Here is a 12,224-nt window from a genome sequence, read left to right on the forward strand (position 1 = left end):
ATGCGACCGCGGGACACCGTCCACCGGTCCGTCGGCGTGCGCGATTCCCGCGAGCGCACCGGCCGGGGCCGGCGCACCGGCAGGGCAAGCCCCCGGTGGCGGGGGCTCGAGGTCACCGACCATGGGTTCAGCCAGTTCGACGGCAGGTCCAATGTGAGCCTGGGCGCGGTGGTGCGGAACACGAGCGGCCGGATCGCCTACCGCACCGAGGTCAGCCTGCGCGTCGTCGACGCGCAGGGCCGGGATGCGGTCCACCCGTCCCATGCCCGATGGCTGATCCAGCAGATTCCGGTCATTCGTCCCGGTGAGCAGGTCGCTCTCGGCGCCACCGTCGCCACGCGCGAGGTGGTCGGCGGGGCTGCCGACAAGGTGTCCTCGTTCGACGTGGCGTTCGGATCGGTGACCTGGCTGCCGGCGGACACCGCGGCGTCGTTCCCGCCGTTCGCCGCCACCGTCCACGACATCGAGCGGTCCAAGGAGGAGCGGCTGACGGGCTCGGTCCGGTACTCGGTCACCTCGACGGCCTGCCGCCCGATGACTCCCCGGGGTACCGCGGCGGTGTTCTTCGACTCTTCCGGCGCGGTGGTCGGCGGCCTGCTGGACGCGGTTCATGAGCCGTCGCAGTGCGGCACCGCTGGATACGATGCCCGCACCCTGGACAGCGACATCCCCCTCCGGGCCGATCAGGCGAAGACGCTGGTGTCCGAGTACTGCGACCTGTCCCGCTTGGCGGGCGGGGTGTACCGGCCCTCCGGGGAGCCGGTCAACTAACGGTCCACGTTGAAGTACGGGTCCTGGACCAGGGAGTGGAAGGCCTTGAAGGCGACCTGGTCGCCGGCCAGCTGGAACTGCTGGTTGGGGCCGTTCCCCTCAGGGTCGGACTCGAAGTACGCGACCGCCTTGATCTGCCGGTTCACCTTGAAGGTGCGTTCCGCGTCGCGGAGCCAGGCGGCCCGGTTCGCCGAGCCCCACGCCTTCGCCACGCCGAACTCGCCGATGATGATCGGTTTCGGTCGTTGAGCGGCCCACTGGAGGAACGGGCCCATCAGGTCGCCGATCGGCTGGAAGTCCGCTCCGGCGTAGACGTCGACGCAGGTCCAGTCGACCTGGTCGTCGCCCGGGTAGAAGTCCGCGGCCTCGCCGCGCTGGAAGCCCTCGGCGGTCGGGCACCACACCCAGGAGACGTTGTCGGCGCGCTCCTGGCGGAAGATCGCCCGGACGTACTTCCAGGCCGCGATGTAGTCGGCGCCGGACCACATGGTCGCCCGCAGGTTCGGCCGGTCCATCTCCCAGCGCATCCGCAGCAGCACCGGCTGCTTGATCCGGCGGATCGCGCGGGCCTGCTGGTGGATCAGGCGGTCGTGCTCGCCGTCCAGGATGGACCGGTTGTCGCCGGTCGCCCAGCTGATCATGAGGGACTGTCCCTGTGCCAGGAACTCCTGATCGGACGCGGTCCCGACGAGCTGGTCGAAACGCCGGTACGTGTTCAGGATGTCCAGCCGCCGGCCCAGTGAGCTCTCCAGCGAGTCGACCGCGGCCAGCCGGCCCACGTGGGTGAGCTCCTCCGGTTTGATCCAGGCGCCGACGTACGCTCCCCTCGCCGGAGGCGTGAACGGTCCGGCGGCGAACGGACCATCCTGCACCGCGACGGCCCGCGGCCGTCCGGACAGGTCCGGCGCGGGTGGCGGGGCGGGATTCTCGCGGTCGTTGCCGGTGCAGGCCGCCGACAGCATCAGTACGGCGAGGAACGCCCCGAGCAGCCCCCTACGCATGAACCCGCCGCGCGGTGTAGAGCACGTTCACCGCGTACCCGTCGGTGCCGGGCAGCCGCCGCGCCGCCGCGTCCGCGAGCCGGGCCAGCCGGTGGTCGTGCAGCGACGGGGTGAGCATGGAGAACCCGCGGCGTTCCACGATCTCGAAGCCGTGCCGGTCGAGCAGCGCGGCCACCTCCTCGTGGGACAGCTCGGCGAACCAGCGCTCGCCCTGGTGCCGCCGGGCGCGCAGGTGCCGGACCGAGCCGGCGTTGCCGTGGTTCTCCACCACCAGCACCCCGGAGCCGCGGTGCGGCAGTGCCTTGGCGGCGAACGCCAGGGCCCGGTCGCGGACCGTCTCGTCCACGTTGAGCAGCAGCCGGAACACCGTCACGATGGCCGGGAAGCCGGCCGCCACCGGGGTCGGCACCGGCCCGTCGGTGGCCACCTGGTGCCAGTACGCCCGCGACCCCACCTCGGCCGCCTTCGCCATCATCTCGGCGGAGGTGTCGTAGCCGTGCGCCTCGCGGACCAGCCCGTGCAGGGTCCGGATGGCCCGCCCGGTGCCGCAGGCGAAGTCGTGCTGCACCGGCGGGTGGTGGCCCTCGAACTCGCGACGGACCAGCCCGCGCAGGTAATCGCGCTGCCGGTCGTTGATCCGGGACGCGTAACTGTCCGGCGCGTAGGTCACCGACTCGTATTTCTCCACCGCCTCGGTGTCCCGGAACACCTGCGTGTAGTCGCTGGTCAACTCGCCTCCTGAGGGTTTCGTCGGGTGAACGCGCCGAGTTCGAGCCGGTCACGCAGCAGCCAGGCGCCGGCCGTGAAGGCCGGCACCGCGACCGCGGTGGCCAGCGCCAGGCCGGCCGGACCGTCCCCGGCGAGGGCGGTCACCGCCTGCGGCAGCAGGCCGAAGCAGCCGATCGAGAGCAGCGCGGCGGCCCGGGTGCCCGGGCCGAACGGATGCAGACGGGTGCCGCGGTACACCTGGACCAGCGGCAGCAGATTGTTGGCGACCATCGCGCCGGCCAGTCCCGCGGCCGCGCCGAGCGCGCCCCACCGGGGGATCAACAGCACGTCGAGGCCGATCGTGACGGCCAGCGCGACCAGCACGTTGCCGAGGTTGAGCGAGGTACGCCCGGCCATCGCCAGCACCATGTCGACCATGCCGCAGCCGGTGGCGACCAGCATGGCGACCGCCAGCACCCGGACCACCGGCGTCCCGGCGGCGTAGCCGTCGCCGAAGAACCGCAGGTAGTACGGCGCGAACAGGATCACCAGCAGGTTGATCGGCCAGGTGATCAGCACCAGCCAGCCGGTGGCGACCTGGTAGAGCCGGTTGGCGGCGGCGCGGTCGCCGGTGCTCAGCGCCTCGGCCAGCCGGGGCTGCACGGACTGCGAGATGCCCTGGTTGGCGAACTGGATCAGGATCACGAAGCGGCCGGCGACGGCGTAGACCGCGGCCGCCCCGAGCCCGCCGAGGGCGGCGACCAGCAGCACGTCCACCCGTTGCAGGGCGAGCTGGGCCACCGCGGCGACCGCGCGGGGGCCGGTGAACAGCCAGAACTCGCGGCGCAGGGCACGCCGCTCGACCTGGCGGCTGGTCGCGCCGGTGGGTCGCCCGGCCCGGTAGAGGCGGCGGGCCGCGAGTCCGGCGAGCACGGCGGCCGGGAGGTAGGGCAGGGCCCAGGCCAGCGCCAGACCGGGCAGCGAGGCGAACCACAGCGCCGCGGCGCCGACCGTGAGCAGCTGGAGGACGTTGCGGATCACCCGGTCCACCAGCACGGTCGGGCGCATCGAGCGATACCCGCGGGTGGCGGTGAGCAGGGTGTCGGTGAGCACCTGGAGCGGCAGGAAGAGCGCCAGCGTCCGCAGCGTGTCGTTCGGCGCGGCGAACCACAACGCCGCCGCCAGGGCCAGCGAGAGCGCGACCACCGGGCCGAGTCCGGTGCGCAGGCAGGCGCCGAGCAGATGGTCGCGGCCGGTGGCCCGCAGCCGGGCCGGCCAGTAGACCAGGCCGGTGCCGGTGCCCAGCTTGGCCACGCCGCCGGCCAGCACGAACGCGGCGGTGGCGGAGAAGAACGCGCCGGCCTCGGCCTGCCCGAGGCGGCGCGCGACGACCCAGGTCACCACCACGCCGACGCCGCCGGCCAGGGCGGATCCGGCCATGTTGGCCAGTCCGCCGCGGGCCGCGCCGCGGGTGGCCCTGGCCGGGTCCGCCGCGAGTACCCCGTGCGTCACCCGCGACGCCAGATCGGCGTGCGCCCCAGCCAGCCGGCCAGGGCCTCGTCGTGCGGCTGGTAGTAGGCGCGCAGCTCGCGCCGCAGCCCCGGGTCCATGTCGGCCTGCCGGGGGCGGGCGTTGTGCCGCTCGAACGCCGGGCGTTCCAGCTGCGGCGGCAGCCCGAGGAAGCGGCAGACCTCGTCGTAGACCGGCTCCGGGTCGGTGAAGAACCGCTCGGACTCCACCACGTGGATGCGTTCCCGGCCGACGTGCTGGGCCATCACGCTCAGGTAGCGGGCGTACTCGCCGCGGGCGCGGTAGGCGTGGTGCTGGTGGGCGAAGCTGTAGTAGTTCGGCTCCGCGGCCAGCCGTTCCTCCTGCCGGTGCAGCCGGGCCGGCTCCAGCGCGAGTGCCGCACCGAAGTCACGCTCGGTGTCGAAACCGCGAGCCACCTCGTGATGGTGCTGTGAGTAGGCGCGCTCCACCGGATCACGGACCAGGACCACGATCTTCGCGTACGGCAGGTCGCGCGCGATCCGAGCGACCGCCTGCGGGTGGTACATGTAGTACGGACTGGACTCGAAGGTCTGTGCCGGGACGCCGTACCGTTCGGCCACCCGTTCCGCCGCGCGCCGGGCCGGGAAGTGCGCCCGGTACCAGTCGATCCCGCGGTGATACGACGTGTCGAAGTAGTGCACGCCCTTGTGCAGCACCGCCTTGAGCACCACCGGGTGCGCGGCCATCGCCCGGTACAGCGAGGTGGTGCCGCAGCGCTGGCCGCCGCAGATCAGGAACGACGGGAGCATCCGCTGGTCGGAGGTGAGCCGGCCGAACGAGCGGGAGCCCAGGTGCACCACCGCCTTCATCGGGGCGGGCAGGTTGCGGACGTTCATCAGAGTTCCTCCACGCGCCGGATGAGCACCGGCAGCAGCCAGGTGCCGAGCACGCCGAGCCGGGCGCCGGCCTCGGCCTGGCGGTCGGTCAGGTAGCGCACGGCGAGATCGACCAGGTAGAGCAGCGCGGTGGTCTCGCGGGCCACCGGCGCCACGCCGAACGGGGCGAGCAGCTCGTCGGCCCGGCGTACCGTGGCCTCCACCGCGCCCCGGGCGTCGCCGCTGGTCTGGATGCGTTTTTGCAGCTCGTGGTGCACGGCGTCGAAGCCGAGCGGCACCCCGGTGGCGAACCGCTCCCAGTCCCAGACCAGCAGCGCGTCGGCCAGGTTGGCCATGTTCCAGGGCGCCCAGTCGCCGTGCCACGCGCCGTAGCGCAGCGTGGTCTCGCCGCTGTGCGCGGCGAGCAGGTCCACGGCGGCGGCCAGCCCGGCGCCCTCGGAACGCTCGGCGACCGCGGCCAGCCGGGCCCGCAGCTCGTGCCAGTACGCGCTCTGCACCAGCGGCCCGGTGGTGTATCCGCAGCACCCGGCGATGTCGACCATCGCCGCGGCAAGCCGGCGCGGGGTCAGCGGCGCCCGCGGCAGCCAGACCGGCAGCGCGGTCTGGACCAGCACCTGGAGGCCGCGCCACTGCCCGGCGTGCAGCACCCGCGGCACGGTCAGCTTGGTCAGCCCGCTGGTGCTGAGCGCGTGCAGCGCCGCCGTCTCGGCGCGGACCAGGCGCTGGGTGAGCGGCCCGGTACCGATCTTGCCGAAGGCGAACGTCTCGCCCTCCGGGGTGAGCAGCTGGAGGACCGGTTTGCGGTTGGCCCGAGCCGGACCGATGTGAACACTTACTGACAAATCGCGCCGGAGTGCGTCGCTCAGGTAGCCGTCGATGCTGGCCGACACCGGGCCGGTGACCCGGATCCGGTCGCGGAAGACGAGCCGGTCGGTCCGGGTCTGCACGGCGGCCACCACGGCGGTGCGCTTGAGGCGGGCCATCCGGGACTGCGGCTCGGCGTATCGGCGGACCGCGGCGGCGGCGACCGGCCGGGACGCGTTCGGGACCAGCAGGCGAGGGCGGTGCGCGTTCGGCACCACCAGGTACTCGGCGATCAGGTTGCCCTCGCCGCCGTTCGCGTCGCACGGCGGCGGGTAGAGCAGGCCGAGAACCTCGGTGAGGTACTGGGTGCGCAGCGCCGCGTCACCGGCGGTCAGCTCCGCCGGCGCGGTCTTTACCGGACTCAATCGTTATTCCCCTCGATCCAGTTGCGCCAGAGCAGCGCGTACCCGACAACCATGAACGCCAGAGGGGTGACCAGCGCGTTGTACCAGAGCATCGCGGAGAACGAGCTGACCAGCGCCGCGCTGCCGGCCACCCCGACGGCACTGCGGTCGCGGCGGAAACGCCACAGGCCGTACGCGAAGAAGCCCAGATATCCGGCGGCGCCGACCGCGCCGTGCGAATAGAGCAGTTGCCAGAGCTGACCGTTGCCGCCGACGGTGAAGTTGCCGCAGCGCTCGCACTCGGAGCTCTCGCCGACCGTGATCGAGTTGCGCCCGCCGAGGGTGTTGCGGGTGCCGCCGTAACCGATCACCGGGGAGTCGGCGAAACCGTCCATCGCCCGCTCGATCAGGAACGAGCGGACCCCGTTCGACTTGCCGTTGTCCAGCCGGGCCTGCACGGTCTCGCCGAGCGGGGTGGCCAGCAGCGCCACCGAGATCCCGGCGGCGGCCAGCGCCAGCGCGCCGAGCACCCAGATCTTGCCGGCCAGCACGTAGCGGATCGCGACATAGCCGATCAGCACGCCGAGGCCGATCCACAGGCCGCGGTTCAACGAGACCACGGCCGGCGCCACCGAGACCAGCAGGCAGAGCCAGGCCAGCACCCGCCGCCCCGGGCGCCGGGCGGCCGCGGCGGCCACCAGCAGCCACGGGACCAGCAGGCAGAAGTTGTTGCCCCAGGTGTTGGTGTATCCCCACGGCGCGGCCGGGCGCGGCTTGTCACCGCCGACGATGTCCATGATCTGCGCGGCGTAGGGGTGCACCAGCGACCGGACGAACCCCTTCTCGCGGATCCCGTGCGGCAGCAGCCACTCCACCGGTGAGGTGAACTCGAACGTCCCGGCGACCATGCCGAGCAGCCCGCCCAGCACGGTCAGCACGAACATTCCGGCGAGCAGCCGGACCAGCCGGCGGCGGGGCAGCTCGCGCTCGGTCAGGTTCCCGGCGTACAGCAGCAGCACGGTCAGCGAGCCGTACATGGCCAGCTTGTAGGCGGCCGCCGGGAGCCGGCCGGCGGCCCGCTCCACCACCGTCTGCGCCGGGTCCGCGCCCAGCGCCGCGATGCTCACCACCGCGGCGATCAGGAAGATCGCCCACCAGGCGAAACCCGGGGGCAGGCGGAGCGGGCGGCCCGCGGCCCGCCGCCGGATCATCAGGACCAGCATCGGTACGGCGGCCAGCGGGAAGATCAGCACACCTAGCCCGAGAGCCCACCAGAGCGGGTACAGCAGCAGGATCCCGCTCACCGGCCAGGCCGGCAGACTCAGGTCCCGCCCGGCGCGATGGTGAGGCGGCGCCGCCGGGGCGACCGCGGTCACTTCTCGTCGCCGTCCGTGGTGACGCGGTCGATGACGGAGGTCTGGTCGGCGGAATCGCCGTCGGCGGGTCGCGGCCGGACCGTGGCGGACACCGGCTCCCCGCGCTCCGGCAGCGAGGAGCGGTCCTTGAGCGAGGAGATCTGCTGGGTGGCCTCGTCGATCACCGGTTCGGTGCCGGTCAGCGGCAACGTGACCGCCGGGCCGGACACGTCGCCGGGCCGCCGCGCGGCCAGCCGCGGCAGCACCACGGCGCCGAGCAGCCGGGTGCCCACCCGCTGGAGCTGTTCGGTGGCGTCCACCAGCGCCGGGCGCCGGGTGCGGCGCAGCTCGACCGCGAGGATGGCCGCGTCGGCGAGACTGGCCAGGCTCTGCGCGTCGGCGCTGCTGCTGGTCGACGGGGCCTCGACGACCACGTAACCGCCCTGCCGGCGCAGCGCGTCCAGGGTGTCGCGCAGCCGCTGCGACTGCATCAGCCCGGCCGCGGTCGCGGTGCCGCCGGTGGTGATCACCCGCAGGGACGGGATGCGCGGGGTGCGCTGCAAGGCCCGGGACAGGGCGACCCGGCCGGCCAGCAGGTCGGAGAGGCCGGGCGTGGCCGCGACGCCGAGCATCCGGGCCAGCGGCGCGGCGTCCACCACGCTGTCCGGCAGGTGCGCGCCGATCAGGACCACGTCACCGCCGGTCCGGGCCAGCGCGGCCGCCAGGTTCGCCGCGACCAGGGTGCTCGCCGAGCCCCGGCTGGTGCCGGTCACCACGATCACCCGGTCCTCCGGGCGCAGGCTGGCCAGCACCTCGTTGCGCAGCCGGTTGAAGACCCGGCCACCCGGTCCGTAGGGCTGAAGCACGTCGTCGAAGTGCGGGGTGGTCCGCTCGTCGAGGGCGGCCAGCACCGGCACCCGTCCCCGGTCACGGACGTCCACCGCGGTGACCAGCCGCCGGTCGAAGCGCTCCCGCAGATACGCCAGCGCCAGCCCGAGCAGCAGCCCGATCATCCCACCGGTGGCGATGTCCAGCGGCGTGTTCGGGCTGGACGGGGTGTCCGGCATCCGGGCGTCGCTGATGATCGCGCCGCCGCCGACCGTGGTGGTGGTCAGCTCGTTCAACCGGCCGGTGAGGCTGTTCAGCTGGTTCTGCGAGTTGCTGCGCAGGCTTTGCAGGTTGCTCTCCGACGAGCTGCCCTTGCGCGCGGTGGCCAGCCGGGCGTTGATCCCAGTGAGCGTGGCGGTGAGCTGCTTGACCTTCAGGTTCAGCGAGGCGATCTGCTTGTCCAGCGCGGACCGGGCGGTCTCCTCCCGGTTGCGCAGGTACGCCTCGGCGAACGCGTGCGACCCGGCCTGCGCCTTCATCGGCGTGTCCGCCTGGAAGGTGATCATCAGAACCGTGGTGTTCGCCGGCACCTGCACCGACACCGAGTGCGCCAGCTCCAGCGGCGACACGTCGGTGCGCAGCAGCGCGGCGGCCTTCGCGGCGACCGCGCCGGAGCCGACCAGCTGCGCCTCGGTGTCCAGGTTGACCGCGCCCTTGGTGCGGCCGCCCTGCGCGTTCACGTCCTGGTCCACCGCCTGCACCAGGACCGCCGAGGAGGATTCGTAGACCCGGGGCAGCGCGTGCGTCACCACCGTGCCGACACCCAGGCCGGCGGCCGTCGCCAGCAGGGCGATCCACCAGTGCCGGCGAACCGCGCCCAGGTAGTGGGCGACATCGGAGGACGGTGGACGATCCGCTTCCATCGGTTTCCGCGGCCTTTCGAGGAGGAGTTTTGGGCGTTTCGCCCCAAGGGGGTCAACGCCCGACTCCTGCCGCGAGTGATGGGTCAGCTGAGCTTGGGCTCCACCCAGCCGTTCTCGACCAGGTAGCCGAGGACCAGCTCGACGGCCTCGGCGACGGACATCGTGGTGGTGTCCAGGGTCAGCTCGGCGTCGGCCGGCTCCTCGTACGGGTCGTCGATGCCGGTCATGCCGCGCAGCTGGCCGGCCCGGGCGCGGGCGTACAGGCCCTTGCGGTCGCGGCGCTCGCAGACCTCGAGCGGGGTGGCCACGTGCACCAGGATGAAGCCGGCGCCGGCCTCCACGGCCATCCGGCGCACCGCGGCACGGGCCGCCTCGTACGGCGCGATCGGGCAGGCCACCGCCATCCCGCGGTGCCGGCCCACCTCGGCCGCCACCCAGCCGATCCGGCGCACGTTGCGGTCCCGGTCGGCCTTGCTGAAGCCCAGCCCGGCGGTCAGCTCGCGGCGCACCACGTCACCGTCGAGCAGGGTCACCGTCCGGTCGCCGGTCTCCCGCAGCGCGTCCGCCAGGTTGCGGGCGATGGTCGACTTGCCGGAGCCGGACAGCCCGGTGAAGAAGACCACCAGGCCGCGGTGCCGGCGCGGCGGCCGGACCCGGGACAGCTCCTTGGCCACCGCGGGCGGGGTGTGCCACTCGGGCAGCGGGAAGCCCCGGTCCAGCAGGTCGTCGATCTCGGCCGGGGTCATCGCCAGCCGGCGGTTGCGCGGCGGGATGTCGTCGCGCCAGCGCCACTGCCCGTCCCGGTTGTCGTACGCCAACTCGCGCGGGACCAGCACCCGCAGGCCGGCGCCGGGCAGCGCCTCGACGGTGGAGAGCACGTGGGTCACGCCGTAAGCGGCGGCCACCCGGGAGCGCAGCAGGGCGTCGCGCATCTCGTCGCCGCGCGGCATCAGCGGCACCGCGACCACGGTGGCCGGGGGCATCCGGTCGCGGGCCGCGAAGACCGCCCGGACCAGCGCCTCGGGTGGCAGGCCGTCCGGCCCGTGCCCGCTGATCGGGATCAGGATGAGCAGGTGCGCGGCGAGCGTCCGGGCGGCGTGCGCGATCTGCGCGAGCTGCGGCCGGTGCAGCGGCCGGTCGGCGATCACGCCGAGCACCCGGCCGGGCGGCAGCAGCGCCTTGACCTCCTCCGGCGAGCGGCGCAGGCGCTGGAACGGGCCGTGCCCGCCGTCGCCCATCTTGCGCACCGGGCCGCCCAGGCCGAACCGGTTGTCGGCGATCCGCCAGACGTCGGCCGCCTCGATCGCGGCGATCGGCGCGCCCTCCAGGTCGGTCAGCACCACGGTGCGCCGGGCCGGGTCGGCGGGGTCGACCTTCTCGGCGATCTCGGCCGGGACCTCCAGGGTGACCGGGACCGGCCAGGGCGTGCCGTCGGCCAGCCGGCCGGTCCGCCCGAGCGCGACCAGATCGGCGCGGACCAGGAACCCGGTCAGCGGTGCGTACGCCCCGGAGAGCAGCAGCTCGAGATCTGCCAGCTCAAACGGGCGCGGGGCGAACGACGGTGCGTCCCGCAGGACGTCTTCGGGCAGTACCGAGCCACTCACCTTGCGATCCCCTTGCCGCGGCTGACTTGGGTGACAGTTTCGCAGCCCGGTCTGATCCGGTCGAGGCGGGATCGCGATCTCGCGTCGGCGGCCCCAAAATCGTCCGTTTGCCCGATACCAGTTTGCGAGCGGAGCTTCCTGGACAATTACGGATCATCCTCTAATACTGGGCGATTGTGAGACAGATCCTGCACGTCACCGCGCTGGGCACCGCCTTCGCGATGTCCGTCGCGGCCACCCTGGCCTGGGCCTGGACCGGAGGTGTGGAACAGCTCGGGCTGACCCCGTACGGAGATCCGGTGGTCACCGCCGCACCGGGCGCCAGCACGGCGTACCGGAAAATTCAGCCTGCCGAGACCACCTCGCCCACCGCGACCTTCACCGCGGACCTGGATCGGCCGTCCCGGATCCGGCCGACCGTGCTCAGCGGCGCGGAGCGACCGCTGCGGCAGGGCCTGCCGGGCGGCGCGGCCTCGGCACGCAAGCCCTGCCACCTCGCGGACAAGCTGGTGCCCACCTGCGGCGTGCTGTGGGGCGTGGCGCCCGGCGCGCGGACCGAGGAGCGCGGGCCCGGCGCGCTCGCCGACTTCGAGCGCAAGACCGGCCGGCACCAGGCGATCTACCACGCCTACCACCACGGGATCCGGCAGGTGTTCCCGACCGAGCAGGAGATCGCCATCGCCCGGCAGCCCGGGCGCAAGCGGATCCTGCTGCTCAACTGGAAACCGGAGAGCACCACCTGGGCCGGGATCGCCCGCGGCGACCGGCGCACCGACGCGTTCCTCGACCGGATGGCCGAGCACCTGCGCCGCGACTTCCGCGAGCCGTTCTACTTCGCGATCCACCACGAGGCCGAGGACCAGGTGCGCGAGCGGCGCGGCTCGGGGTACACGGCGCGCGACTACGCGGCGATGTTCCGGCACGTGGTGCAGCGGCTGCGGGCGCACGGGGCGACCAACATGGTGACCGTGCTGGTGCACATGGCGTATGTCCCGCACACCACGAAGAGCTGGTTCAGCGACATGTATCCGGGGGACGACGTGGTCGACTGGATCGGGTTCGACACCTACTCGTACAGCGACCCGGGGTACGGACACGGGGACTTCGCCGAGCTGCTCAACCGGCGGTCGGCGCTCAAGCCGGGGTGGCCCGGGTTCTACAACTGGGTGCGCGCCCGGCACCCCGGGAAGCCGCTGATGGTGGCCGAGTGGGGGGTGTGGTTCAGCAAGCGCAACCCCGGGCACATGGCCGAGTTCTACCGCGAGGTGGGGCAGCAGATCGGGCGGTTCCCGGCGATCAAGGCGATGGTGCACTTCGAGACGCCGGCCAATCAGAAGGGGCAGGACTCGTCGGTGGACTGCACGCCGGCCGCCCTGCGCGAGTACCGGCGGCTCGGCAAGCTCCCGGTCTTCCAGGTGTCGCTGGGCTGAACCTGTGAG

General features: G+C 73.0%; 10 protein-coding genes. 2 read left to right on the forward strand and 8 right to left on the reverse strand.

Annotated features, from left to right (window positions below; translation table 11 throughout):
- The gene (locus Aiant_RS25140; protein ID WP_212846513.1) at positions 1-771 is read left to right on the forward strand and encodes a hypothetical protein; all 771 of its coding nucleotides are present in this window, start codon (positions 1-3) and stop codon (positions 769-771) included.
- Here Aiant_RS25140 and Aiant_RS25145 read toward each other — a convergent pair.
- The 8 genes from Aiant_RS25145 to cysC all read right to left on the reverse strand — a co-directional run bounded on the left by Aiant_RS25145 (position 768) and on the right by cysC (position 10,785).
- Positions 768-1,772, reverse strand: coding sequence for a glycosyl hydrolase (locus Aiant_RS25145; RefSeq protein ID WP_189329294.1), 1,005 nt, complete (start codon positions 1,770-1,772; stop codon positions 768-770). The genes Aiant_RS25140 and Aiant_RS25145 overlap by 4 nt on opposite strands.
- Positions 1,765-2,502 (reverse strand): class I SAM-dependent methyltransferase, encoded by a 738-nt coding sequence (locus tag Aiant_RS25150; protein ID WP_189329295.1) that lies wholly within the window; start codon positions 2,500-2,502, stop codon positions 1,765-1,767. The genes Aiant_RS25145 and Aiant_RS25150 overlap by 8 nt, the downstream gene beginning before the upstream one ends.
- Positions 2,499-3,992 (reverse strand): MATE family efflux transporter, encoded by a 1,494-nt coding sequence (locus Aiant_RS25155; RefSeq protein ID WP_229829887.1) that lies wholly within the window; start codon positions 3,990-3,992, stop codon positions 2,499-2,501. Before Aiant_RS25155 ends, Aiant_RS25150 begins: the two co-directional genes overlap by 4 nt.
- Positions 3,989-4,867 (reverse strand): sulfotransferase domain-containing protein, encoded by an 879-nt coding sequence (locus tag Aiant_RS25160; protein WP_189329296.1) that lies wholly within the window; start codon positions 4,865-4,867, stop codon positions 3,989-3,991. The genes Aiant_RS25155 and Aiant_RS25160 overlap by 4 nt, the downstream gene beginning before the upstream one ends.
- The gene (locus Aiant_RS25165) at positions 4,867-6,096 is read right to left on the reverse strand and encodes a phosphotransferase (protein ID WP_189329297.1); all 1,230 of its coding nucleotides are present in this window, start codon (positions 6,094-6,096) and stop codon (positions 4,867-4,869) included. The genes Aiant_RS25160 and Aiant_RS25165 overlap by 1 nt, the downstream gene beginning before the upstream one ends.
- Positions 6,093-7,451 carry an O-antigen ligase family protein gene (locus tag Aiant_RS25170; RefSeq protein ID WP_189329298.1) on the reverse strand — a complete coding sequence of 453 codons (1,359 nt, stop codon included), beginning with the start codon at positions 7,449-7,451 and terminating at the stop codon, positions 6,093-6,095. The genes Aiant_RS25165 and Aiant_RS25170 overlap by 4 nt, the downstream gene beginning before the upstream one ends.
- Positions 7,448-9,181, reverse strand: coding sequence for a Wzz/FepE/Etk N-terminal domain-containing protein (locus tag Aiant_RS25175; protein ID WP_189329299.1), 1,734 nt, complete (start codon positions 9,179-9,181; stop codon positions 7,448-7,450). The genes Aiant_RS25170 and Aiant_RS25175 overlap by 4 nt, the downstream gene beginning before the upstream one ends.
- An 83-nt stretch (positions 9,182-9,264) precedes the next feature.
- Positions 9,265-10,785, reverse strand: coding sequence for an adenylyl-sulfate kinase (gene cysC / locus Aiant_RS25180; RefSeq protein ID WP_189329300.1), 1,521 nt, complete (start codon positions 10,783-10,785; stop codon positions 9,265-9,267).
- A 176-nt stretch (positions 10,786-10,961) separates the two neighbouring features.
- Here cysC and Aiant_RS25185 point away from each other — a divergent pair, with 176 nt between their 5' ends.
- Complete coding sequence (locus tag Aiant_RS25185) at positions 10,962-12,215, forward strand: glycosyl hydrolase (RefSeq protein ID WP_229829888.1); 1,254 nt, start codon at positions 10,962-10,964, stop codon at positions 12,213-12,215.
- The last annotated feature ends 9 nt before the right edge of the window (positions 12,216-12,224 follow it).

This window comes from Actinoplanes ianthinogenes (genome assembly GCF_018324205.1).
In the GTDB taxonomy this organism is placed as follows: domain Bacteria; phylum Actinomycetota; class Actinomycetes; order Mycobacteriales; family Micromonosporaceae; genus Actinoplanes; species Actinoplanes ianthinogenes.

Coding starts and splice junctions, on each gene's coding strand:
- Aiant_RS25140 (WP_212846513.1), top strand. CDS start 1: ATGCGACCGCGGGACACCGTCCACCGGTCCGTCGGCGTGCGCGATTCC.
- Aiant_RS25145 (WP_189329294.1), bottom strand. CDS start 1,772: ATGCGTAGGGGGCTGCTCGGGGCGTTCCTCGCCGTACTGATGCTGTCG.
- Aiant_RS25160 (WP_189329296.1), bottom strand. CDS start 4,867: ATGAACGTCCGCAACCTGCCCGCCCCGATGAAGGCGGTGGTGCACCTG.
- Aiant_RS25175 (WP_189329299.1), bottom strand. CDS start 9,181: ATGGAAGCGGATCGTCCACCGTCCTCCGATGTCGCCCACTACCTGGGC.